We start from the raw sequence: 22885 nt of genomic DNA on the forward strand, positions 1-22885 counted from the left end.
GCCTCTCTCGAAGGACATGCAGAGCTGAAGGACGTACGGGAACGAGACACGAGGGAGAGGGAGAGGGAGAGGGAGAGGGACCGGCGGCGGGGCGCGACCCGGACCGCCGCCGGTCCCCCGGTCACCGGGGGTCGTGGCTGTGGGGAACGGCCGGGTCAGCCGTTGCCGAGCTCCTGCCACTCCTTGTTGGAGGCGTTCAGCTCATCGGCCATCTTGTCCAGGAACGCCTTGGCCGTGACCTTGCCGAGCAGCAGCTTCTGGAACTCGGGCTCGTTGTCGGCCTTGCTGATGTTGTTCCAGTCGGGCAGGTAGTACGGCAGGTCGACGATCTTGGTGGAGCCGTCGGTGAGGGCCTTCGCGGCGAGCGCGGTCGGCTCGCTCTCGTTGATCCACGGGTCCTTGGCCGCCTCGGTGTTGGCCGGGATGGCACCCGCGGACTCGTTCCACTTGCTGTTCGCCTCGTGCGAGGCCGCGAACTCGATGAACTTCCAGGCCGCGTTCTTGTTCTTGCCCGACCGGAACAGGCCCAGCCCGTCGACGGGGTTGGAGACCTGGACGCGGGTGCCGCCCTCACCGATGGGCGCGGGGATGCCGGCGAACTTCTCCTCACCCAGTGCCTTCAGGTGGTCCTGGTAGGAGCCGAGGTTGTGGCTCAGCATGCCGATGGTGCCGGTGTCCCACTGGGCGACCATCTTGGTGAAGTCGTTGTTGACGTCGGCGGCCGGCGTCGTCTTCTTGAAGAGCGCGGCGTACTTCTCCAGCGCCTCGACGTTCCTCGGGTCGTTGAGCGTCGTCTTGTCACCGTCCCAGAACGACGTGATCCCGGACTGGCCGTAGACGGCGTCCATGGCCTGGGCGATGGAGCCCGCCCCGCCGCGGATGGTGTACCCGAACTTGTTGTTCTTCGAGTCGGTGAGCTTGTCGGCGGCCTCGTAGAACTTGGGCCAGGTGGTGGGGGCCTCCAGCTTCGCGGCCTCGAACAGGTCGGTGCGGTACCAGAGCGCACCGTTGTTCGCGGAGGTGGGCATGGAGTACATGTCGTTGCCGCGGCCGGCCGCGGCTCTGACGCTCTCGACCATGCCCTCGACGAGCTGTCCCTTCAGCGGGGACTTCTCCAGCCGCTTGTTGATCGGCTCCAGCGCCTCCTGCGACACCATGTTCGCGAGGTACGCGGTGCTGACACCGCCCACGTCGGGCAGCCCGCCGCCCGCGATGGCGGTGTCGTACTTGGACTGGACGTCGGCGATCGGGATGGGGACGTACTTGACCTTGATGTCCGGGTTCTTCTTCTCGAAGTCCTTGATGATCTCGGTCCAGATGGCGGTGCGTGGCCCGCCGTTGTTGTCCCAGAAGGTGATCTCGCCCTTTCCGCTGCCTTCCGTGCCTGAGCCGCTGCCGTCGTCCCCGCACGCGGTGGCCGTCAGGGCGAGTGCCGCTACCAGGGAAACCGCTGCCGTGGCGCGCCCTCGCTGCGTCTTCGAGATAGTCATCGTCGGCTCTTCTCTCTCGGTGCTGTCGGTGAAATCGCTGGTGTCGCAGGTGCTGTTCGGTCCGTGCCGTGGGGGGCGGTGGTTCGGTGGGTGGTGCGGGTGGGGGTCAGCCGCCGGTACGGAAGGCGGTGAAGTCGGCCGTTCCGGCGGGGCCCGTCCCGGCCGGCGCGGTGGCGAAGAGGCCGAGCAGGGCGCCCACCCAGCGCCAGGGTGCGGCGGCGAAGACCTGGCCGGAGGGCCGGAATCCGTCGCCGGTGTCGGCGAAGAAGCGGCAGCGGGCGCCCGCGGTGACCTCGATGCGGAGCCGTGCCCTTCCGCCGGGGGCGGCGCGGGGGTGCGCGGCGTCCCGCTCGTGTTCGGCGGTGCCCTCGGCGTAGCGGTGCACGAGCCGGGGCGTACCGTCCGCGCCGGCTTCCAGCCCGATCCAGCTGAAGGCGTCGCCCAGCACGGCGAGTCCGGCGTTGGCGCCGGGCTCGTCGGTGTTCAGCGCGAGGTCCGCCTCGACGGTGAACTCCTCGGCCGGCAGCCGCTGGACCAGGACGTTGGGCAGGGCCCGCAGGTCGTGCGCGTACGCGGTCCGTACGCAGCTGAGCCGCAGCCCGTCCCCGGCGTGCTCGACCGTCCAGCCGGGCCTGGGGGTGGCCGTCCACTGCCACTGCCTGCCGTACCGGCCGCCGGGGAAGTCGTCACCGACGGCCGGAGCCTCCACGGGCTGCTCGGGAGCAGCCGGTTTGGTGTGGACGCGCACGGGTTCGCCGCCGTCACCGATGACGGGCCAGCCCTCCGCGTCCCAGCACATCGGCTGGAGGTGCACGACCCGCCCGTACGCCCCCCGCGCCTGGAAGTGCAGGAACCAGTCCTCGCCGGCGGGGGTCCGCACCCAGCCGCCCTGGTGGGGGCCGTTGACGTCGGTGCGGCCCTGGGCCAGCACGACGCGCTCCTCGTACGGGCCGGTGAACTCCTTCGACCGGAGGGCTCCCTGCCAGCCGGTCTCCACTCCCCCGGCGGGGGCGAAGATCCAGAAGTGGCCGTCGTGCCGGTAGAGCTTGGGGCCCTCCAGCGTGAACCAGCCGGGGATCGTGTCGGCGTCGACGAGGACCGTGCCCTCGTCGAGCAGCTCGCGTCCGTCGGCGCTCATACGGTGTCCGGTGAGCCGGTTCTTGATCCCGGAGCGGGACTTGGCCCAGGCGTGCACGAGGTAGGCCTCGCCGGTCTCCTCGTCCCACAGCGGGCAGGCGTCGATGAGTCCCTTGCCGGCCTTGACGAGGTGCGGAGTGCTCCACGGGCCGCGGACGTCCTCGGCGTTGATCTGCTGGATGCCGTGGTCGGGGTCGCCCCAGAAGATCCAGAAGCGTCCGGCGTGGTGGCGCAGCGAGGGGGCCCACACCCCGCAGTCGTGGCGGGGTACGGCGAAGTCGGCGGCGGGTTCGAGGCGCTGCAGCGCGTGGCCGATGAGGCTCCAGTTGACCAGGTCGCGCGAGTGCAGCAGGGGCAGTCCGGGCACCCGGCCGAAGCTGGACGCGGTGAGGTAGTAGTCGTCGCCGACGCGCACGACGTCCGGGTCGGACCAGTCGGAGTTCAGGACGGGGTTGCGGTACGTCCCGTTCCCGAGGTCGGCCGTCCAGGGTCCGCTCATGCGGCCGCCACCTTGCGGGCGTGGGCGGCGGCGGTCTCCCGGTCCAGCCGGCCGTCGGCGACGACGGTGACGACACGGCGTACGACGGTGGCTCCGGCGGCGACGGGCAGCCGGCGCTCCGCGGCGAGGGACGATCCGACGCCCGGGTATTCGGTGGTCCGCACGAACCAGGGGTCGCGCCGGGTCTCCTCGGTCGCCCCGGCGAAGACCAGGGTCCAGCCGTCCCCGGCCAGGGCCAGCCAGTCGGCGGTCCGGCCGTGCACCGCTGCCTCGCCGTCGAGCGTTCCGCTGAAGACGGCGGGCGCTTCGGGTTCCTTGGGCGCGCGCCAGAAGAAGCCGCCGTATCCGGCGCCGGGGCGGCCGTTGGTGGCGGGGCTGCCGATGGAGAGGTCCGTGCCGCCGCGGTTGGTGAGGGAGAAGGAGAAGTCCAGCGCCCAGGCGGTGTCGGAGAGTTCGGTGACGGCGACGGTACGGTGCTCGCGCAGCAGTTCGGTGCCGTCGGCCTCCCAGCTGAGCTCCTCCACGAAGCCGTCCGGGTCACGGAGTTTCCAGCCGAGGTGGCGCTGCGTCCCGTGGTTGTCGAGCGCGGTGGGGCCCTGGCCGCGGACGTAGGTGCGTCCGCCCCAGAAGTTGTGGCCGGCCACGTCGGGTACGGCGACGGAGGCACCCAGGTGGTGGATGTGGTCGGCGGGACGCTCCTCGGTGACGGGGATGCCGGCGAGGGTGGTGACGGGGTGGAGGTAGGGGCGGCCGTCCGTGTCCGGCCCGTAGCCGTACCGGCCGACGGGGCGGCCGGCGCAGCTGAGGAGTGCGGTGGTCATGGGGTGCTCACCTCGCTGGGTCGCGCCCAGGGGGCGCCTAGTTCGGAGAAGAGGGTGAGGGTGTCGGCCCCGGCGGCGACCATGGCGTCGATGCCGCTCACGACGCGCCGCACCCCGCCGGCGGGCCCGTCGGGCCGGGTGTGCCAGGCGGTGCCGGGCAGCGCGGTGGGTTCGGGGGCGGTGCGTACGGCTTCGACGACCCGCATGAACGCGCCGGCGCGCTCCGGCGGTACGAGGAGGTCGGTGCCGTGCGTCAGGTGGCCGACGAGGTTCTCCAGGAGGTCGGTCCGCCCGTGCACGGTCTCCTCGGGTCCGTGTCCGGCGCGCTGGACCAGGACGCGGTCCTGCTTGTACCAGAAGGTGATCCGGCCCCGGTCGCCGTGGACGATGACGTACGGCTCCCCGGCCTCCTCGGCGCAGAGGGTGACGGCGGCGGTGACGGGCAGACCGCCGGTGGTGGTGACGCGGACGCAGCTGGTGTCGTCCGCCTCGATGTCGTGGGCCCGGAACAGCTCGGTCTCGATGGACACCACGTCCTGGGCCGTTCCGCGGCCGGCGAGTTCGAGCGCGGTGGCCACGGCGTGCGCCAGCGGGTTGGTGAGGACGCCGTCGACGACGTCGGTCCCGCCGATCTTCCGGCGGCCGGCCCAGGGCGCCCGCCGGAAGTAGGCGTCGTCGCGGACCCAGGCCCCGGCGGCGCCGACTCCGCGCACGGTTCCGACGGCTCCGGAGCGTACGAGCTCCTTGATGGCGGGCACCGCGTGCGAGCCGAAGGACTGGAAGCCGACCTGGCAGGCGACGCCCGCCTCCCGTACACCGTCGGCCATCCGGGCGTAGTCGGCCCAGGTCGCGGCGGGCGGCTTCTCCAGGAGGAGGTGGACGCCGCGGGCCGCCGCGGTCAGGGCCAGCTCGGTGTGGGTCGGGATGGGGGTGCAGATGACGGCGGCGCGGGCGCCGGTGGAGTCCAGGAGCGCCCCGAAGTCGGCGGACTGCTCGGGCGTCTCGCCGGCGAAGGCGCCGAGTTCGTCGTCGCTCAGCGGGTGCAGCTCGCAGATCCCGGCCAGTCGGACGAGGCCCTGGTGCTGGAGCCGGCGGAGGTTGGCGAGATGCCAGCGGCCGTGGCCCCGGGCACCGGCGAGGACGACGGGGAGCGGTGTCGTGCTCATCGGGTCCTCCGGGTTCCGGTCGCGTGGGCGGACTCCGCGGGGGTGCGGTACGGCGTGCGGTGCGCCGTGCGCGGGCGGAGGTGTGCGGTCATGTCCGTCAGCCCTTCACGGCGCCGGCGCTGAAGCCGGTGATGAGCCACTTCTGGATGAAGGCGAAGACGATCACCACGGGTACGGCGGCGATGACTCCACCCGCGGCCAGTGCGCCGAGGTCGACGCTGTCGGCGCCGATCAGGGTGTTGAGGCCGACCGGGATCGTCTGCTTGTCCTGCTCGCTGAGGAACATCAGGGCGAACAGGAAGTGGTTCCAGCTGTGCACGAAGGCGAAGGAGCCGACGGCGATCAGTCCGGGGCGCAGCAGCGGCAGGACGACCGCGCAGAAGGCCTTGAAGCGCGAGCATCCGTCGACCCAGGCGGCCTCCTCCAGGGAGACCGGCACGTTCTTGATGAAGCCGCTGATCAGGATGATCGACAGGGGGAGCTGGAAGACGGTCTCCGCGATGACGACACTCCCCAGGGAGTTGATCATCTGGAGGTTCTTGAAGATCTCGAAGAGCGGGACGAGCATCAGGGCGCCCGGGATGAACTGCGAGCAGAGCAGCGCCAGCATGAAGGCGCCCTTGATCTTGAAGTCGAACCGGGCCAGGGCGTAGCCGCCGGCCAGGGCGACGAGCGTCGTGGCGATCAGCGTCGCGACGCCGACGATCATGCTGTTCTGGAAGAAGAGGGCGAAGCTGCGCTCGTTCCAGACCTTGGAGAAGTGCTCCCCCGTCATCGGCCACGGCACCAGCGAGGTGGAGCCGGCGGGCCGCACGGCGAACAGGAACATCCAGTAGAACGGGATGAGCGTGAAGATCAGGTAGAGCCCGAGCGGCAGGTAGATCTGCCAGCGGGGTACGTCGTCGAAGGCACGCTCGCGCTTGCTGGGGCGGCGCGAGGCGGGCGGCGGGGCGCTGTGCCCCGCGGACCGCCGCGTGGCTTCCTTCTTCTCTACGAGTGCGGCAGTCACTTGTGGTCGCCTCCGAACTTGCTCAGGCGCAGATAGACGATCGAGCAGAAGAGGAGGATCACGAAGGCGACGGTGGTGAGCGCGGAGGCGTACCCGAAGTCGTGACCCTCGATGCCTGTGTTGGCGACGTACAGCGGCAAGGTCGTGGTCTCGCCGGCCGGTCCGCCTCCGGTGAGGGTGTAGAGCAGGTCGACGTTGTTGAACTCCCAGACACCGCGCAGCAGCGTGGCGAGGATGATCGCGTCCCGCAGGTGCGGAAGGGTGATGTGGAAGAACTGCCGCATCCGGCCCGCGCCGTCGACCGACGCCGCCTCGTACAGCTCCTTGGAGATGGACTGCAGGTCGGCGAGGATGAGGATGGCGAAGAAGGGGACACCGCGCCAGAGTTCGGAGATCGTCGCCGCCCAGAAGACCGTCCCGGTGTCGGAGAGCACCGAGGTGCCGTACTCACCGATCCCGGCGTCCGCGAGGTAGCGGCTGAAGCCGGTCGAGGAGTTGTAGAGCAGGATCCAGATGGTGCTGGTCAGTACGCCGGAGACGGCCCAGGGCGAGAAGACCATGGCCCGGGAGATGCCGCGCCCGATGAAGGTCTGGTTGACGATCAGGGCGAGGGCGAGGCCGAGCGCGAGCTGCAGGGTGACCTGCGTGAAGACCCACTGGGCGCTGAAGCCGAGCGTCGACCAGAACTGGTCGTCCTCGGTGAAGATCCGCTTGAAGTTGTCGAGTCCGGCGAAGCCGTTCCGCCACGGCTTGGTGACGTTGTAGTTCTGCAGGCTGTAGTAGAAGACGCTGATCACCGGGTAGGCGATGAAGCCGACCATCAGCAGGCCCGCGGGCGCGATCAGCAGATACGGCAGTCGGCGGGGGCTCGCCGAGCGGCGCTTGGGCGCCTTGGGCGGCGGTGTGGCCACGGCGGCGGATTGGGCCATGACGCGTCTCCGATCTCTGGGAAGTGCTGGGAAGTGCTGGGGGTGCCGTGCGTGGTGCCTGTGGTGCGCAAGCGCTTACCGCATGCCGTTCGGTGCGCCGGACAGGCGGTGCGCGGAATTCCTTCGGGCCGTCAGCCCGCGTACGGGTCGGGCACTTCTCCCTGCCGGGCCAGGAACGCGAAGTCGCATCCGGTGTCGGCCTGGGTGATCTGGTCCTGGTAGAGCGCCCCGTAGCCGCGCCCGTAGCGTGCGGGCGGCGGGGTCCACCGGGCCCGGCGCAGCTCCAGCTCGTCGTCGGGGACGTCGAGGTGGAGCAGTCGCGCCTCGACGTCCAGGGTGATCAGGTCACCGGTGCGGACCAGGGCGAGGGGCCCGCCGACGAAGGACTCGGGCGCGATGTGCAGCACGCAGGCCCCGTAACTGGTACCGCTCATCCGGGCGTCGGAGATCCGCACCATGTCCCGTACACCCTGCTTGAGCAGGTAGTCGGGGATCGGCAGCATGCCGTACTCGGGCATGCCGGGACCGCCCTTGGGGCCGGCGTTGCGCAGGACCAGCACGTGTTCCGGGGTGAGGGCCAGGGCCGGGTCGTTGATGGTGCGCTGCATCTCCCTGTAGTCGTCGAAGACGACCGCGGGTCCGGTGTGGCGCAGCAGGTGCGGTTCGGCGGCGATGTGCTTGATGACCGCGCCGTCGGGGCAGAGGTTGCCGCGCAGCACAGCCACGCCGCCCTCCTCGGCCAGGGGGTTGTCCCGCTCCCGGATGACGTCGGTGTTGTGCACCAGCGCCCCTTCGAGCTGTTCGCGCAGGGTGGTGTGCGTGACGGTGGGGCGGTCCAGGTGGAGTACGTCGGTGAGCCGGGCCAGGAATCCGGGCAGCCCGCCGGCGAAGTGGAAGTCCTCCATCAGGTACTTGCCGCCGGGGCGGAGGTTGGCGAGGACGGGAACGGTGCGGGCGATGCGGTCGAAGTCGTCCAGGGTGAGCTTCACCCCGGAGCGGCCCGCCATCGCGATCAGGTGGATGACGGCGTTGGTGGAGCCGCCGAGCGCGAGGACGGTGGCGACGGCGTCGTCGTACGCGTCGGCGGTGAGGATCTTCGACAACGTCAGCTGTTGCCACACCAGTTCGACGATGCGGATGCCCGACTCCGCGGCCATCCGGTCGTGACCGGAGTCGACGGCCGGGATGGAGGAGGCGCCCGGCACCGTGACGCCCAGCGCCTCGGCGGCGGCCGTCAGGGTGGACGCGGTGCCCATCGTCATGCAGTGGCCGGGCGACCGGGCGAGCCCGTTCTCCAGTTCGGCCATCTCGCAGTCGCCGATCAGCCCGGCCCGCTTGTCGTCCCAGTACTTCCACATGTCCGTGCCGGAGCCGAGGACCTCGTTGCGCCAGTGACCCGGCAGCATCGGCCCGGCCGGCACGAAGACGGTCGGCAGGTCGACGGAGGCGGCGCCCATGAGGAGCGCGGGCGTCGACTTGTCGCAGCCGCCCAGCAGCACGGCTCCGTCGACGGGGTAGGAGCGCAGCAGCTCTTCCGTCTCCATCGCCAGCATGTTGCGGTAGAGCATCGGGGTCGGCTTCTGGAAGGTCTCCGAGAGCGTCGACACCGGGAATTCGAGGGGGAAGCCGCCTGCCTGCCAGACGCCCCGCTTGACCGCCTGCGCGCGGTCGCGCAGATGGACGTGACAGGGGTTGATGTCGGACCAGGTGTTGAGGATCGCGATGACCGGCTTGCCGAGGTGCTCCTCGGGGAGGTAGCCGAGCTGCCGGGTGCGGGCCCGGTGGCTGAACGAGCGGAGCCCGTCCGTCCCGTACCACTGGTGGCTGCGCAGTTCCTCGGGGGTGATGCGGGCGCCGTCGGTGCCGGTCATATGGACCACCCGGCGACCTGGTTCGCGACCTCGGCGCGCTGCGCCTCGGGCAGGATCCGGCTCGGTGCGCGGACCTCGCGACGGCAGAGGCCGAGCGAGGCGAGGGCCTCCTTGACGACGGTCACGTTGTTGGCGGACTGCCGGTCGGCGCGCAGTTCCTCGAAGCGGCGGATCTGCTCCCAGACCTTCATCGCCGCCGCGTAGTCGCCGGCCCGCAGCGCCTCCAGCATCGTCAGCGAGACGCCGGGGGCGACGTTGACGAGGCCGGAGGTGAATCCGGTGGCGCCGGTGGCGAAGTAGGAGGGGGCGTACAGCTCGGCGAGCCCGGCCACCCAGACGAAGCGCTCCAGGCCTGCGTCCCGGGCGAAGGCGCCGAAGCGGGCGGCGTCCGGGACGGCGTACTTCACACCGATGACGTTGGGGCAGTCGTCGGCGAGTTCGGCGAGACGCTCACCGGCGAGCAGCGGGTTGCGGATGTAGGGGACGACCCCGAGCTCCGGGACGGCCTCGGCGATGGCACGGTGGTAGTCGACCCAGCCGTCCTGCGAGACGTAGGGGTGCACCGGCTGGTGCACCATCACCATCTCCGCGCCGGCCTCCCTGGCGTGCTCGGCCGCGGCGACGGCGGTCGGCACGTCGTGGCCGACGCCCACCAGGACGGTGGCACGGCCGCCCGCCTCGTCGATGGTCAGCTCGGTGACGGTGCGCCGCTCGTCGGGGGTCAGTGCGTAGAACTCCCCGGTGTTGCCGTTCGGGGTGACGATGCGGACTCCACCGTCGAGCAGTCTTCGCAGCAGGGCGCGGTGCACCGTGGTGTCGATGCTTCCGTCCTCGGCGAACGGGGTCACCGGGATCGCCACAACGTCTGCGAGGGCCGCCTTCAGCGGGGAGAGGTCCATGCGGACTGGCCTTTCGTCGAGGTGCTGGTGGTTCAGGTCCAGCTGGTGTTTCACGCCGTGTCACCCCCGTCTTCGTCGTCGGGGAACGAGCGGCGTACGAACGATGCGATGTGGTCGTGCAGAGCACCGGCGGCGGCCTCCGCGTCGTCGGTGAGGGCGAGCCGCAGGATCTCCCGGTGCTCGGCCGCCTCGCGCTCCCAGGACGGGTTGGCCGCCCAGGCCACGGTCGACACGAGGGCGGCCTGGTCGCGGATCTCGTCGAGCATCCGGGAGAGCAGCGGGTTGCCGCAGGGGAGGTAGAGGGCCCGGTGGAAGTCCCGGTTGGCCAGCGACCTGTCGGCCTTGTCGATCGCCGTGTCGGCCCGCTCCAGCGCTTCCTGTGCCGCCTCCAGCGAGGACTTGCGGGTGATGGAGCGGCGCAGCGCCTCGGGCTCCAGGAGCAGGCGCACGTCGTACACCTCCCGGGCCATGGCGGCGTCCACGAGCCGTACGGTGGCGCCCTTGTACTGGCTCATGACCACGAGCCCGGTGCCGGCGAGCGTCTTCAGCGCTTCGCGTACGGGGGTCTTCGACACCCCGAACTGCGCGGCCAGTTCGGTCTCGACGAGCGCCTGTCCCGGTCTCAGCTGTGCGGTGAGGATGGCGTGCTTGATCGCCTCCAGCACGTACTGGGTCCGGGACGGAATCGGGGCAGGCGCAAAGGTCATGGGTGAAGGGCTCTCGCATCTCGCGTATCGCGTCTCATATATGACGTACGAAGTACGACGCGATGAAGCTAGAGCGGTCCTGAATGTTTCGTCAACGCTTCTGACAAAAGATGTTTGTGTGTAGTTCTCAGGCATCCGCCCGATGCGCCGAGGTGCCCTTGGTCGCCGGCATGAGCCCGTCGGGCGCGTTCCGGAGGGGAGTGCGCAGGTCACGGCTGTGCGGGGTGGACGGTGTCGGTGCGCTCAGGTGGTGGGTGACCGCGAGGCGCCGCTGCGCCTGACGGGGGTGCCCGTCTCGGGATCCGGTACGTCCGCGATGTGGCCGGTCTCCGGTATCCACGTCGGGCCCGCGACGGGCTCGGACACTCCGGCGGCCTTGGCGGTGTTCACGATGCGGCCCCGCTCCTGGCGGGCCCCGCCCTCGGCGCCCTCGCCGACCGGCTGCCCCGCGGACCGCTGCCGGCCTGGGCGAACCTGGGCATGGCGGGACTGCCGGGCGACTTCGACGGGCTGCGGACGACGGTGAACGAGGGCATGAAGCTGCTCGCCCCGCTGACCGGCGCGGGGCTGATCGCCCGGTACGGCGCGGTGTCGGTGGTCCTGTTGGGCGCACTGGCGTTCGCGCTTGCCGTCCTCGTGTTCGTACGGCTGCGGGTACGGGAACCGGCGGGTGCCCCGCGGGTGTCACGGCGTTACGGCGGGGACACGACTGCTGCTCGGTTCGCCGGCGCTGCGCCCGCTGGTGTGCGCCGTGGCCGCTCCCCGGCGTACACGGGGGTGCTGTACGCGGGCGGCGCGGGGCGCGGGTTCCGTGACCGTCGGGCTGCCGGCGGGGCCGCTCCTACGGCGGTTGCCCGCAGGCGTCTTCGCGGCGGCGGGGACCGCCCTGTTCACCCTGTTGGTGGCGGCGCGGGCGCTGCCGTACGAGGCGGTGGCCCTGGCGGCGGGCGCGGCGATCGGCCTCGGTCCGCCGTGCGTGCCGGCCGCCGTACCGACGGCGGTGCGGCGGGGGCCCCGGACGCGGCACCGGGCCGCACGGCCGCGGCGGCCCACACGCTGACGATGGTGCCGAACGCGCTGGGCCCGACTCTCGGGGCGGGCCCGGTCTCGGTGGCGGACGTACGGCTGCTGCTGCCGTCGGCGGCCCTGGCGGGGCTGGTCACCGCGGTGTGGGTGGGTGCGGGCCGGCAGGGGCGGCCGACGGGTGCCCCTGCCGGCGGTCGGTCACCGGCCGATGCGTGAGAGCGCGTCGCCGACTGCGTCCAGGTCCGGCCCTGAGGCCAGTCCCGCGTGGTAGAGCCGCAGTTCGGTCGCGCCGAGCGAGCGCGCGTGCGCGGCGTCCCGCTCCAGCGTGCCGGGGCTGCCGCCCATGCCCGTGACCACGCCGAAGTTGGCGGCCAGCACACCGGTGAGCCCGGCGAACGGACCGAGCACCGCCTCGCGGGCCGCGTCGGCTCCGGTGCAGGGCAGTACCACGCCGTCCGCCGTGGACAGGATGTGCGCCGGGTCCACCCCGACGTTGGCGCCCGCCCGGTACGAGGCGGGATCGGCGTGCAGCAGGACCTGGAAGTCCCGGTCGCCCGCCGCCCTCCGGACCGCTTGGACGGCCGCCTCCTGGAGCCCCCTGGCGACCTGGTCGCGCCACTTCCGGGTGGCTCCGGCGAGGCCCGCGCCGAGCAGCTTCTCGACCCCCGGCCAGCCGGTCTCCGAGGAGCCGGTTCCGGCCCAGACGGGGTCCAGGGCGCCGCGCACCGCGGCACGCAGTTCGTCCGCGTCCAGCCCCTGGCCGGCGTATCCGGCGCGGCAGTCGGCGCAGAAGCAGAGCGACATCAGGTACTGCGCCGCGTCCCCGAGGCCGACCCCCGACGTCTTGTCGTGGGCGTGGAGATGGGCGAAGCCGTACCAGCCGCAGGACTCCAGCTCGGTGCCCGCGGCCCCGGGCCGTACGGCGGCCTCCGCGGCCAGGTCCACGAGGTACGTGTGGACCGCGGGCCGCGCGATGCACGGCGCCCAGGGGTAGCGGTCACCGTAGGCGTTGACCACGGAGGTGTCCGGATGCTCGGCGCCCAGGCGGGAGTTGTGCGCGAGGACCACCCAGGAGTGCACCTGGAGCCCGGCGCCGGCCAGGGCCTCGGCGGCCTCGGCGTACGGGTCCTCGCCCGGGACCCAGGACTGGGCGTACGGGCGCGGCACCCGGCCCGCCCAGCGCCGCGGGTCCGGCGGGTAGAGCACCGCGGCGTGCTCGGCGGTGACGATCCTGCGGGAGGGGTGGCGCGGGGTCAGGGCGCGCGTGGAGTGGTAGGCGGAGGCCAGCGTCACCTGCTGGACGCCCAGGTCCGCGAGGCGCGCGGCGGCGTCCGGGTCGCCGACGACGTCCCAGGGGTAGAGGAAGGCGGCGGTCTTCACGCGCGTTCCCCCCGCTCCTGGCCGTGCTTCTCCAGGAGGGCGCGGCCCTCCACGACGATCCGGGCCAGCTCCGCGATGTGCTCGGCCGGGGGCTCGGTGAGCGGGGTGCGTACCTCGCCGACGTCCAGGCCCTCCAGCCGGACGCCCGCCTTCACGAGCGACACCGCGTATCCGTGGCCCTTGGCGCGCAGTTCGACGAGGGGCCGGTAGAAGTGGTCGAGGAGCGCGTTGACGAGATCGTCGTCGCCGGAGTCCAGCGCCCGGTAGAAGGCCAGGGCGATGTCGGGCGCGAAGGCGAAGACGGCCGAGGAGTAGAGCGTGACACCGATGCCCCGGTAGGCGAGGCCGGTGAGCTCGGCGGTGGGCAGCCCGTTGAAGTACAGGAAGTCGCCGCCCGGCAGTCCGGCGCGTACGACGCTGACGATGCGCTGCATCAGGTCGAGGTCGCCGCAGCCGTCCTTGAGGCCGATGATCCCCGGGGTCCGCGCCAGGGCGAGGACGGTCTCCGGGGTGAAGACGGCGTTGTCGCGCTGGTAGACGATCGTCTCCAGGCCGGTGGCCGCTGCGAGCGCGATGTAGTGGCCCAGCAGCCCTTCCTGTCCGGCGACGACGAGGTACGGGGGCATGGCCAGCAGGCCGTCCGCGCCCGCGTCCTCGGCGAGCCGCGCGTACTGGATGGCGAGCGCCGTGCCGTAACCGGCGCCCGCGACGACGGGTACCTGCCCGGCGGTCTCCTCGACGGCCGCGGCGACGACGGCGCCGAACTCCTGCGGTGTCAGCGCGTGGAACTCGCCGGTGCCGCAGCAGGCGAAGACCGCCGCGGCACCGGCGTCGATGCCCTTGCGCACATGCGTGCGGAAGGCGTCGAGGTCGACGGTGCCGTCCGGCCCGTAGGCGGTGACGGGGAAGAAGAGCGGCCCGGCGACATCGGTGAGTCGGGCGGCAAGGGGGGCTGAGGTCACGGGCGCTCCCTGAGCAGATTCAGGCGTGCACAATTCTGATCGGTGTCCATATTTATGAACGCTGCCACGCTAGGCCAGTCTCGCGGGGCAGGTCAAGACAGGAGCACCGACCCCCGCACGGAGCGGTTGGCTTCGGTGGGCACTTGACGTGATCCACCGGAACTTCTTAGCTTGTCCATGCATGTGAATGCCACTCATGGATTCGACGCATCCCGGTGTGTCATGCCCGCGTGCCACGCGTACCTTGCCGTCCGGACGCGCCGCACAGCACCGCCGTCCGCGTACACCGCGCCGCGTCCCGCGCCCGCACCGAGGAGATCCCGAATGCCCGCTCCCCGTACCGTCCTGCTCACCGGCGCCGCAGGCGGCCTCGGCACCCTGATGCGGGAGCTGTTGCCCGCGTACGGCTACGAGCTCCGCCTCTTCGACGTCACTCCCATCGAGGGCGAACCGGACGCCGTGACGGCCGATCTCTGCGACAGGGAGGCGCTGCGGGAAGCCGTCCGGGGCGTCGATGCGATCATCCACCTCGCGGGCATCTCCCTGGAAGCCTCCTTCGACAAGATTCTGCGCTCCAACATCGAGGGCACGTACAACCTCTACGAGGCCGCGCGCGAGGAGGGCGTCGGGCGCGTCGTGTTCGCCTCCTCCAACCACGCCGTCGGCTACACCCCGCGCCCTTCGGCCGGCGACCCGCTGATCCCGGTGGACACCCCCCACCGCCCGGACACCTTCTACGGTCTTTCGAAGTCCTTCGGCGAGGACCTGGCCCAGTTCTACTGGGACAAGCACGGCGTGGAGACCGTGTCCGTGCGCATCGGCTCCTGCTTCGCGGAGCCCACGTCGGTCCGCATGCTCTCCGTCTGGATGAGCCCCGGCGACGGCGCGCGCCTCTTCCACGCGGCCCTGACCGCCCCGGACGTGCGGCACACCGTGGTCTACGGCTCCTCCGCCAACACCCGCCTGTGGTGGGACCTGACGTCGGCCAGGTCACTGGGTTACGCACCGCGGGACGACTCGGAGCGGTACGCCGACGAGCTCCTCGCCGAGCACGGCGAGCTGGACCCGGAGAACCCCGAGCACGCCCACATCGGCGGCCACTTCGTCACGGACCCGCCCATCTGGCCGTACTGACGCGCCCACGGGACCTCCGGCCGTTCGCGCCCACGAAATTCGCGCGACGGGGGCCGGTGGGCCCGGGCACGATACGGCCCATGCCCAGACCTTCCGGATTCACGTACGAACGGCACGGCGACACGAGCGTCACGATCACCCGTCACGGCCGCCCGGCGGGCACCCTGCGCGGCGGCCGTGCGGAGCGGTTCCTGGCCGAGGTGGTGTCCGGCGACGCCCAGCTGGTCATGGCCCGCTGGACGGGCGCCTACAAGCACGGGAACGAACGCACCGCCCGTGACCACCCGCGCAACCGGGGCGCGGGCGGGCGCTGAGCCGTACGGAGCAAGTCCCCGAAGGTAAGGGAACGGCAAAGCCGGGTCGTTCGTTACCCCGTGCATGACCGCAATGACCCCCGGCTCGAACATCCCTCTCTCCGTCGCCCGCGTGGCGGTGGACGTCGCCGCCCCGGTGCGGCTCGACGTCTCGGGCCTGCTGCTCACCGCCGACGGCAAGGTGCGCTCCGACGACGACTTCATCTTCTACAACCAGCCCTCGGGCCCCGGCGTGACGTACCGCTCGGGCGGCGGTACGGCGCCCGACGCGATCGTGGTGGACACGACGGCGGTCCCGCCCGGCATCGAGAAGATCGTCGTCACCGCGAGCCCCGACGCGGCCGGACAGACGTTCCAGGGCGTCGAGCCCACCGCCACCGTGCGCAACGCGGACGACGGCAGCGCGCTCGCCACCTTCACCCCGCCCCAGCTGGGTTCCGAGACGGCTCTGGTGGTCATCGAGATCTATCTGCGCAACGGCGCGTGGAAGGCCCGTGCGGTCGGCCAGGGCTACGCGAACGGGCTGGCGGGCATCGCCACGGACTTCGGCGTCTCGGTGGAGGAGCCCGCCCCGGCGGCCACGCCCGCGCCCGTCGCTCCTGTCGCGCCGCCGGTGGCCGCGGCCCCCGTGGACCCGCGGATCGCCCCTCCGGCGCCCCCGGCCCCGCCCGCCGCGCCGCCCGCCCCCGCCCCTGCCGCCTCCGGCAAGATCAACCTGGACAAGGGCCGGGTCAACCTCCAGAAGAACCAGACCGTGTCCCTGGTCAAGGGCGGCCGGCCGCTGCTCTCGCAGGTCAAGATGGGTCTGGGCTGGGAGCCCGCGTTCCGCGGCAAGGACATCGACCTCGACGCCTCGGTGATCGCCTTCGGCCCCAACCGCAATCACCTGGACAGCTGCTACTTCGGCAAGCTCTCCATCCTGAACGGCGCGGTCAAGCACTCGGGCGACAACCTCACGGGCGAGGGCGCGGGTGACGACGAGGTGATCGTCGTGGACCTGGGCCGGATCCCCGCCGACGCGACGGGCCTGGTCTTCACGGTGAACTCGTTCACCGGTCAGAAGTTCACCGAGGTCGCCAAGGCGTACTGCCGGCTGATCGACGGGGCCACGGGCGAGGAGCTGGTCCGCTTCGACCTGACGGGCGCGGAGCCCCAGACCGGCGTGTTCATGGCCAAGCTGATCAAGCAGTTCTCCGGCGAGTGGGAGATGACCGCCATGGGCGAGTTCGTGAAGTCGAGGACCGTCCGCGGCATGGTCAAGCCCGCCGCGAAGGCCCTGTAGCACCCGCCGACGCCCCGGAACGGCTTCCGGGGCACCTGGAGGATCACTCCTCAGGTGCCCCGGATCCGGAGGGTATCCGGTCGGACGCTGTACGTGCTCGTCGTCCCTCTCAGAGCTTGGTCAGCTTGGAATACGGGCTCAGGATCCTCCCCTGTCGCCCCGAGAAGTCGATGAGCACTGCGTCGTTGTCGCCCTCGACAGCAAGGACTCGGCCGAGTCCGAACTGGTCGTGCGACACCCTGTCGCCCACATCGAAGCATTCGACCGGTGGGGCCGCCTGGGCCGGGCGGTTGAAGGGACTGGAAGGCAGGTGACGCCGGGATCCGGCTGACTGTTTCATTACGTTGAGTATGCGCCTTACGAGCGTCCAATGCCATGCCCGGCCACTCCCGGAGGGCAGTAGTGCCGGATTCGTAATCAGCCGTTCCGGCGCCGGTCGGCGCTCCTGCCCCCTTCCAGCAGGGGCACCATGCGGAATGCCGCGCCGGTGAGCCCCCCGAAGGTGTGGCGGTTCTCGCGTCCCGCCGGCCCGTGCCCGGCCCGGTACCCGGCGGGGTTCCAGGTGTGGACGGGCACCGTGTCCGGAACGCCGGCCGTGGCGTTCCCGTACGCCGTGTCGGAGGCCTGCTCGCCGGTGACGATCAGTACCCGGTCGTGCCCCTCGTAGTGCCTGCGGACCGCCTCGGCGGTTGTTGGTGCCGCCCAGGCTGCCGAAGCGGTCCAGGACCGTCGGCACCGGCTCCCCCCGGCGGCACGCGACCGTCGGCCTGCCCTTACCGAACTGCACCAGACATGCGTCGGCGGCCCGCAGCGCCGTCGCCGCGCCGAAGACGGCCGCGGCGTCGGCACGGTTCAGCCGCGAGCGGCGACCACATGGAACCCGATCGGCCGACCGGCACCAGGGTGCGTCCGGGCAGCGCGGGCACGTTCCCCGGCGGGTGCCCGAGTGCCCGCTCCGGCGGGTAGGCCCAGCGCGGCGACGGCGCGTGCCGGTACGCGGTGAGGTAGCGGAAGGGGAACCGCCGGGAGGCCGCGACCTCCTGCGCGCCGGAGATCCGCGCGGCCACCCCGGCCGCGACCTTCTCCGAAACCCCGGCCTCGTCGAAGTTCCGCAGGTCGCGCGGGAGTGCCATCGCGCCCATGGACGGGATGACCGCCTCCCCGGGCGGCGGCGTCCATCGGGCCCCGCCGCCGGCCCGCGAGGGCCTCCCAGGTCATCCCGGCGGCGGCCGGCCGGTAGGCGCCGTGTGTCAGTGCCGGTTGGGCTGGCGCTTCCAGGGGCCGGTGATGGCGAGCATGATGCCGGGGTTCTGGATGTTGGCGAACAGCGTCCTGCCGTCGGGCGAGAACGTCACTCCGGCGATCTCGCTGTAGGAGGGGTCGTCCTCCGTGCCGGCGTTGAGGTCGTTGCGGGCGATCGGGTAGGTGCGGCCGCTGTCGGTCGCCCCGAAGAGGTGCTGGATGCCCTCGCCGTCCTCGGAGATGACGATGCCGCCGTAGGGCGACACCGTGATGTTGTCCGGGCCGTCGAAGGCACCGTCGGCGGAAGGGTCCGGGTTGACGCCGAGGAGCACCTTCAGGGTCACCGTGCGGCGCTTGGGGTCGTAGAACCAGACCTGGCCGTCGTGCGCGGCCGGGCTCTCGCCCCGGGCGTAGGAGGAGACGAAGTAGGCACCGCCGTCGCCCCACCACATGCCCTCCAGCTTGCGGGCGCGGGTGACCTGGGTGTTGTCGAACTGCTTGCGCACGGAGACGGTCCTCGCGTCACGGTCGGGTACGTCGACCCAGTCCACGCCGTAGACGGTGCCGATCTCCGTGGCGCGGGACAGGTCGTCGACGAACGCGCCCTTCTTGTCGAAGCACTTGGTGGCCTGCAGGACACCGGCGTCGTCGGCGAGGGTGCGCAGCTTGCCGCGGCCGTGCTTGAAGCCGTGCGGCGGAACCCAGCGGTAGAGCAGTCCGTTGGGGCCCGAGGCGTCCTCGGTCAGGTAGGCGTGGCCGCGCTTCGGGTCGATGACGACGGCCTCGTGGGCGTACCGGCCGAACGCCTTGATCGGGCGCGGGTCGCGGTTGGCGCGCTTGTCGTAGGGGTCGACCTCGAAGACGTAACCGTGGTCCTTGAGCAGGCCGTTCTTGCCGGCCTTGTCCTCGGTCTCCTCGCAGGTGAGCCAGGTGCCCCAGGAGGTGCTGCCGCCCGCGCAGTTGGTGGACGTGCCGGCGATGCCGACCCACTCGGCGGTACGGCCGTCGGTGCGGGTCTCCACGACGGTGCAGCCACCGGCCGCGACCGGGTCGTAGACGAGACCCTCGGTGAGCGGGACCGGGTAGGTCCAGCGGGCCCGGGTGCCGCTCAGCTCGTGGTTGTTGACGAGGAGGGTGACGCCGCGGGGGCCCTCGAAGGCGGCGGTGCCGTCGTGGTTGGAGGGCGTCGGCTCGCCCGTCTCCAGCTTGGTGACACCGCTGTGCGTGAGGACGCGGTACGAGAATCCGGCGGGCAGCGCGAGGATGCCCTTCGGGTCGTCGATCAGCGGCCCGTAGCCCAGCTCCTTGTCGTGGCCGTGGCCGTGGTCGTCACCGTGGCCCTTTCCGTGCCTCGCGTCCTCGGCCGCCAGCGCTCCGGGGGCGGTGGCGAGGGTGCCGACGGCGCCGGTGAGCGCGATACCCGCACCGGTGAGCGCGGACTGTTTGGTGAATTCCCTGCGCGTGAACGACATCGCGGACTCCTGGTGCAGCGTGGCCTGAATGGGGATGGCTCGATCACGCTCCCTGCCTCGCACCAACACCAGTTGAACGACGCACGTCATCGAGCGGGCCTGTGCGTCAAGCCGTCCGGAAACAGGGGACGAACCGGGGCACGGTACCCCTGCGCGGCCGGTCCGGCCCGGCCGGAACACCCCTGTCCCGCCGGTGCCTCCGCCGGAACGGCCTCGTTCGCGCCGGTGCTTTCCGGCCGGAACGGCCTCGCCGCGCCGGCAGTAATTCCCGCCCGAGGTCGTGTTCCGGCCGGAAGGGCCTCGTGACGCGGTTCCCGTCCGGCCGGAACACCCTCGCCGCGGGGGGCCGTCAGCCCTTCGTGCGCGAGCGGGCCTTGAAGGCGGCCTTGCGCGCGTCCTTGGCCGTCTTCCGGTCGCTGTGCAGCCGGCCCATCGCTTCGAGCACCTCGGCCGTGGCCGGGTGCTCCACCCGCCACGCCTCGTCGAAGAAGCCGCTGTGCTGCCCGGAGAGCCCCTCGACCAGCTCTTGGAGCTCGCCCATGTCACCCTCGGCGTCCAGCTGGGCCGCGATCGTGTCGATGGCGAGCCAGAAGATCATCGACTCCGGCGGCGCGGGCACGTCGGCCGCGCCCCGCTCGGCGAGCCAGACCCGGGCCAGTCCGCCGAGCTCGGCGTCGTCGAGCACCGCGCGCACCGCGGGCTCGGCCTCGGGGCCTGCCAGGGCGAGGGCCTGCTGGCAGTGGAGCCTGCGCAGCGGGGCACCCCGGTCGGCGCCGCGCGCCGCGTCCAGCAGTTCGGCCGCGGCGGCTGCCGCCCCGTCCGTGCCGCGCCGCTGGAGCCACATCCCGATCTCGGCGCGTGCGGCGTCCTCGGGGTAGTGCGCCAGGCCGTCGAGGAGGGCGTCGGCACCCTTGCCGGCGAGGTCGCCGACCGCGGGGGCGTCCACCCCGGCCTCCAGCAACCGTTCGCGGATGCCGTAGAGGCCGAGCGGCGTCAGCCGGACCAGGCCGTACCGGGTGACGTCCTCGTCGTCGACGGGCGGCGTCGCCGCCTCGCCCTCCTCGATCAGCAACGACTCGTCCACCGGCCGGTATTCGACGATCCCGGTGGGCTCCAGCAGCCGGAACTGGTCGTCCAGCCGCATCATCGCCTCCGACACCTGCTCCAGGACCTCGTCGGTGGGCTCGGCCATGTCGTCGGGCACGACCACGGAGGCGGCGAGGGCGGGCAGCGGCACGGGGCCGCTGCCGGGACCCGTGTCCGAGAGCGTCAGCAGGTAGAGGTTGCCGAGCACCCCGTCGAGGAAGTCCGCCTCCGCCTCCGGGTCCCAGTCCAGGGCGTCGAAGTCGACGCTGCCGTCCTCGTCGACGAGGTCGGCGAAGTCGTCGAAGGCCGGCGCGGTGGCGTCCGCGTGCACGGCGTCCAGGCCGTCCAGCCAGATCGAGAGGACGTCCTGCGGGGAGCCGCCGGTCAGCAGGGCCAGGTTCTCGCCCGCGGTGACGGTGCCCTGCGCGTCGTCGCCCGCCGTGTCGCCGAGTCCGTCCTCGTCGTGCGGGTCCTCCACGTCCACGAGCCCGGTGTCGACGGCGAGGCGCCAGGCCTCGCCGGCGTACGCGGCACCGTCCTCGTCGTCGGTGAGACCGAGGTGGGCGGCCGCCGCCGGCAGTTGCGCGTCGACGAGCTCGCCACCGGCGCCCACCCGCGTACCGGGCCCCGCCCAGCGGGCGAGGCGGACGGCGCGGGCGAGCAGCGGAGCGGCCAGCGCGTCCCGGGCCAGCTCGGCCTCGGTGTGCAGCCGCACCGGCGGCAGGGAGGGGCGCTCTGCGGACATCAGTGGGGTCTCCTCGGGCGTGCTCAGGATGTGTGCGGGGCGGGCCCCGTGCGTACGGGCCCGCGGCGGCCCCTTGTGCAGGAGTGCGGCGCCGCGGTCCCAGCGTAGACGCATTTCGTCCCGGGCCGCCCGGTTCTCCTACAGGCCCGGCGCCATGCTCAGCGCCGGGAGGTAGCGGTGCACACCGCCACCCGTCGTACCCGGATGGTTCTGGACCCGTTCCCACTGCGGCGTCGGGCTTCCGACGCCCTCACCGTCGGAGGCGAGCGCGTCGGCGTGGGCCCGCGCGGTCGTCCACTCGGCGTAGTTGAGCACGCGGTCCCCTTCCGTGCCGAGGTGGAAGTGTGCGGAGAGCCCGCCGGGAGCGGGGGCGGGTTCGGACTCCAGTGCCTCGAACACCGCGTCCACCCAGTCCCGTTGGCGGGCCGGGTCAGGTCCGGCGAACTCGATGTCGACGATCACGACGCAGCCCGGTTCGGGGGCGCCGTCCCGGAGCCCGGAGCGGTACAGCTCGAAGGAGTGCGGCCCGAGCCGGTCGATGCCGGGGACGGCCGCGTCGATGTCGGCGTCGCGCACGTCGCGTCCGTGACGCGCGAAGTCCTGGTACGCCCCCTCGCCGGACCACTGCGAGTAGTGGAGCAGCGTCCTCGCGTCCTCCCCGGTGTGCACGGTGTACGAGAGCAGCCCGGGGTGCGGCCAGTCGCGGTCGCCCCAGGCCGCCCGGACGGCTTCGACCGTCCGGCGCTGCCGCTCGGGGGAACCGGCGTCCCAGGTACCGACCTTGACGACACCCACGCCCGAACGAGTGAGGTCTGGGCGGGAGTTGAACTGTACGGACGGCATGGCGGCGATCCTCTCCGGGCGCGCCCCCGCGGTGCGCCTCCGGCCACCACCCTCGTACCTCACGTGCGCTTGAGGTCAACCGTGGAGGTCACTCGGGCAGGTCGGTGCGCCACGCGGTCGTGTTCAGCTCGTCCATCAGGCGCAGGTCGTGGCCCTCCAGCGGGAAGACCCGGGCTCCCGTGTCGGGCGCGGGGGCGATCTCCAGGGCGTCCCCCTCGATGAGGTCGCCGCCCTCCTTCGTGGAGACCCAGGCGAGAACGGAGGTGACGGTCCCGCCGGGCTTCAGCGTGACCTCCTCGATGCCCCGGTCCTGCCCGGACATCGAACCGCCCGCGTTCACGGGGACGGGGATCCGCTCACCGTCCTCACCCAGGGCCCGGACGGACGGGTAGCCGTGGACCCGATAGGGCTTCGTCCCGCAGTTGGTGAGCGTGAGAACGACGGACCGGTGGAACATGGCGGTCTGCACCGGGCCCATGTCGACCCGGGCGCCGGAGACCGGGCAGTCCCCCGTGACCCCGGGACCGGCCGCCGGCGGCGTCGAGGCGGCCGGCGCTCCGGTGGACGGCGCTCCGGTCGACGGCGCCACGGTGGCCGCGGGCGACGTGGCCGTGGGCGACGTGGCCGTGGGCGACGTGGCCGTCGGGCTCGACGCCGGGGCCGGCTCCCCCTCGCCCGCCGGGACGAGGAAGCCCGCGCACCCCGAGAGGGCGAGCGCGCAGAGGACGGACACAGCCGCCGCGAAGGACCTCCGTACCCGCACCACCGCGTACCCCGCGCCCGGAACCGGACCGTCGGCGAACCGCTCGGTCATGCCGTGACCACTTCGCCCCACCGTCACTGTTCAGCACCCCTTCACCTTCACCCGGAG

The 22885-nt window shown here is 72.0% G+C and carries 21 protein-coding genes and 1 pseudogene; 4 read left to right on the forward strand and 18 right to left on the reverse strand.

Annotation, left to right across the window (positions count from 1 at the left end):
* Positions 1-155 precede the first annotated feature (155 nt).
* The 10 genes from ACFWVP_RS22450 to ACFWVP_RS22495 all read right to left on the reverse strand — a co-directional run bounded on the left by ACFWVP_RS22450 (position 156) and on the right by ACFWVP_RS22495 (position 10918).
* Positions 156-1490: an ABC transporter substrate-binding protein gene (locus tag ACFWVP_RS22450; RefSeq protein WP_384499100.1), complete on the reverse strand. Its 1335-nt coding sequence runs from the start codon at positions 1488-1490 to the stop codon at positions 156-158.
* Between the two features lie 106 nt (positions 1491-1596).
* On the reverse strand, positions 1597-3126 hold the full coding sequence (locus ACFWVP_RS22455; RefSeq protein ID WP_384499102.1) for a family 43 glycosylhydrolase: 1530 nt from the start codon (positions 3124-3126) through the stop codon (positions 1597-1599).
* Entirely contained in the window at positions 3123-3947 is an 825-nt protein-coding gene (locus tag ACFWVP_RS22460; RefSeq protein ID WP_384499104.1) for a PmoA family protein, read from the reverse strand. The genes ACFWVP_RS22455 and ACFWVP_RS22460 overlap by 4 nt, the downstream gene beginning before the upstream one ends.
* Positions 3944-5113 carry a Gfo/Idh/MocA family protein gene (locus tag ACFWVP_RS22465; protein WP_384499106.1) on the reverse strand — a complete coding sequence of 390 codons (1170 nt, stop codon included), beginning with the start codon at positions 5111-5113 and terminating at the stop codon, positions 3944-3946. Before ACFWVP_RS22465 ends, ACFWVP_RS22460 begins: the two co-directional genes overlap by 4 nt.
* Before the next feature lie 97 nt (positions 5114-5210).
* A complete protein-coding gene (locus tag ACFWVP_RS22470) occupies positions 5211-6122 on the reverse strand; it encodes a carbohydrate ABC transporter permease (protein WP_384499108.1) in 912 nt (303 codons plus the stop codon).
* Positions 6119-7051: a carbohydrate ABC transporter permease gene (locus tag ACFWVP_RS22475; protein WP_384499110.1), complete on the reverse strand. Its 933-nt coding sequence runs from the start codon at positions 7049-7051 to the stop codon at positions 6119-6121. Before ACFWVP_RS22475 ends, ACFWVP_RS22470 begins: the two co-directional genes overlap by 4 nt.
* A gap of 131 nt (positions 7052-7182) precedes the next feature.
* Positions 7183-8922 carry an L-arabinonate dehydratase gene (araD, locus tag ACFWVP_RS22480; protein ID WP_384499112.1) on the reverse strand — a complete coding sequence of 580 codons (1740 nt, stop codon included), beginning with the start codon at positions 8920-8922 and terminating at the stop codon, positions 7183-7185.
* The gene (locus tag ACFWVP_RS22485; RefSeq protein ID WP_384499225.1) at positions 8919-9821 is read right to left on the reverse strand and encodes a dihydrodipicolinate synthase family protein; all 903 of its coding nucleotides are present in this window, start codon (positions 9819-9821) and stop codon (positions 8919-8921) included. Before ACFWVP_RS22485 ends, araD begins: the two co-directional genes overlap by 4 nt.
* 50 nt (positions 9822-9871) lie before the next feature.
* Complete coding sequence (locus tag ACFWVP_RS22490; RefSeq protein ID WP_384499114.1) at positions 9872-10528, reverse strand: GntR family transcriptional regulator; 657 nt, start codon at positions 10526-10528, stop codon at positions 9872-9874.
* A 243-nt stretch (positions 10529-10771) separates the two neighbouring features.
* A complete protein-coding gene (locus tag ACFWVP_RS22495; RefSeq protein WP_384499116.1) occupies positions 10772-10918 on the reverse strand; it encodes a hypothetical protein in 147 nt (48 codons plus the stop codon).
* A gap of 90 nt (positions 10919-11008) precedes the next feature.
* Between ACFWVP_RS22495 and ACFWVP_RS22500 the strand changes: the two genes are divergently transcribed.
* Positions 11009-11770, forward strand: coding sequence for a hypothetical protein (locus tag ACFWVP_RS22500; RefSeq protein ID WP_384499118.1), 762 nt, complete (start codon positions 11009-11011; stop codon positions 11768-11770).
* Here the strand turns inward: ACFWVP_RS22500 and ACFWVP_RS22505 are convergent.
* Together ACFWVP_RS22505 and ACFWVP_RS22510 are read right to left on the reverse strand one after the other, a co-directional pair.
* Complete coding sequence (locus ACFWVP_RS22505; protein WP_384499120.1) at positions 11753-12934, reverse strand: hypothetical protein; 1182 nt, start codon at positions 12932-12934, stop codon at positions 11753-11755. The two genes, ACFWVP_RS22500 and ACFWVP_RS22505, sit on opposite strands and share 18 nt — an antisense overlap.
* Positions 12931-13896, reverse strand: a complete 966-nt coding sequence (locus ACFWVP_RS22510; protein ID WP_384499122.1) for a 5-dehydro-4-deoxyglucarate dehydratase — start codon at positions 13894-13896, stop codon at positions 12931-12933. Before ACFWVP_RS22510 ends, ACFWVP_RS22505 begins: the two co-directional genes overlap by 4 nt.
* Before the next feature lie 324 nt (positions 13897-14220).
* Between ACFWVP_RS22510 and ACFWVP_RS22515 the strand changes: the two genes are divergently transcribed.
* The 3 genes from ACFWVP_RS22515 (at position 14221) to ACFWVP_RS22525 (ending at position 16626) form a co-directional block, all read left to right on the forward strand.
* A complete protein-coding gene (locus tag ACFWVP_RS22515) occupies positions 14221-15030 on the forward strand; it encodes an NAD-dependent epimerase/dehydratase family protein (RefSeq protein ID WP_384499124.1) in 810 nt (269 codons plus the stop codon).
* 80 nt (positions 15031-15110) lie between these two features.
* Positions 15111-15344, forward strand: a complete 234-nt coding sequence (locus ACFWVP_RS22520; protein WP_384499126.1) for a hypothetical protein — start codon at positions 15111-15113, stop codon at positions 15342-15344.
* Positions 15345-15408: 64 nt separating this feature from the next.
* Positions 15409-16626 carry a TerD family protein gene (locus ACFWVP_RS22525; RefSeq protein ID WP_384499128.1) on the forward strand — a complete coding sequence of 406 codons (1218 nt, stop codon included), beginning with the start codon at positions 15409-15411 and terminating at the stop codon, positions 16624-16626.
* Positions 16627-16735: 109 nt separating this feature from the next.
* Here the strand turns inward: ACFWVP_RS22525 and ACFWVP_RS22530 are convergent, their stop codons facing one another.
* From ACFWVP_RS22530 to ACFWVP_RS22555, 6 genes and pseudogenes are all read right to left on the reverse strand, one after another.
* On the reverse strand, positions 16736-16966 hold the full coding sequence (locus ACFWVP_RS22530) for a hypothetical protein (protein WP_014156926.1): 231 nt from the start codon (positions 16964-16966) through the stop codon (positions 16736-16738).
* A gap of 77 nt (positions 16967-17043) precedes the next feature.
* Positions 17044-17871 (reverse strand): annotated as a pseudogene (locus ACFWVP_RS22535) (TROVE domain-containing protein); the annotation flags it as partial.
* A gap of 5 nt (positions 17872-17876) precedes the next feature.
* Positions 17877-19340, reverse strand: coding sequence for an alkaline phosphatase PhoX (locus ACFWVP_RS22540; RefSeq protein ID WP_384499130.1), 1464 nt, complete (start codon positions 19338-19340; stop codon positions 17877-17879).
* 349 nt (positions 19341-19689) lie between these two features.
* Complete coding sequence (locus tag ACFWVP_RS22545) at positions 19690-21171, reverse strand: hypothetical protein (protein ID WP_384499132.1); 1482 nt, start codon at positions 21169-21171, stop codon at positions 19690-19692.
* A 138-nt stretch (positions 21172-21309) separates the two neighbouring features.
* The gene (locus ACFWVP_RS22550) at positions 21310-22014 is read right to left on the reverse strand and encodes an antibiotic biosynthesis monooxygenase (RefSeq protein WP_384499134.1); all 705 of its coding nucleotides are present in this window, start codon (positions 22012-22014) and stop codon (positions 21310-21312) included.
* Positions 22015-22102: 88 nt separating this feature from the next.
* A complete protein-coding gene (locus ACFWVP_RS22555) occupies positions 22103-22777 on the reverse strand; it encodes a DUF4232 domain-containing protein (protein ID WP_384499227.1) in 675 nt (224 codons plus the stop codon).
* Positions 22778-22885 lie beyond the last annotated feature (108 nt).

The sequence above is a fragment of the Streptomyces sp. NPDC058637 genome, assembly GCF_042717325.1.
Taxonomy (GTDB): domain Bacteria; phylum Actinomycetota; class Actinomycetes; order Streptomycetales; family Streptomycetaceae; genus Streptomyces.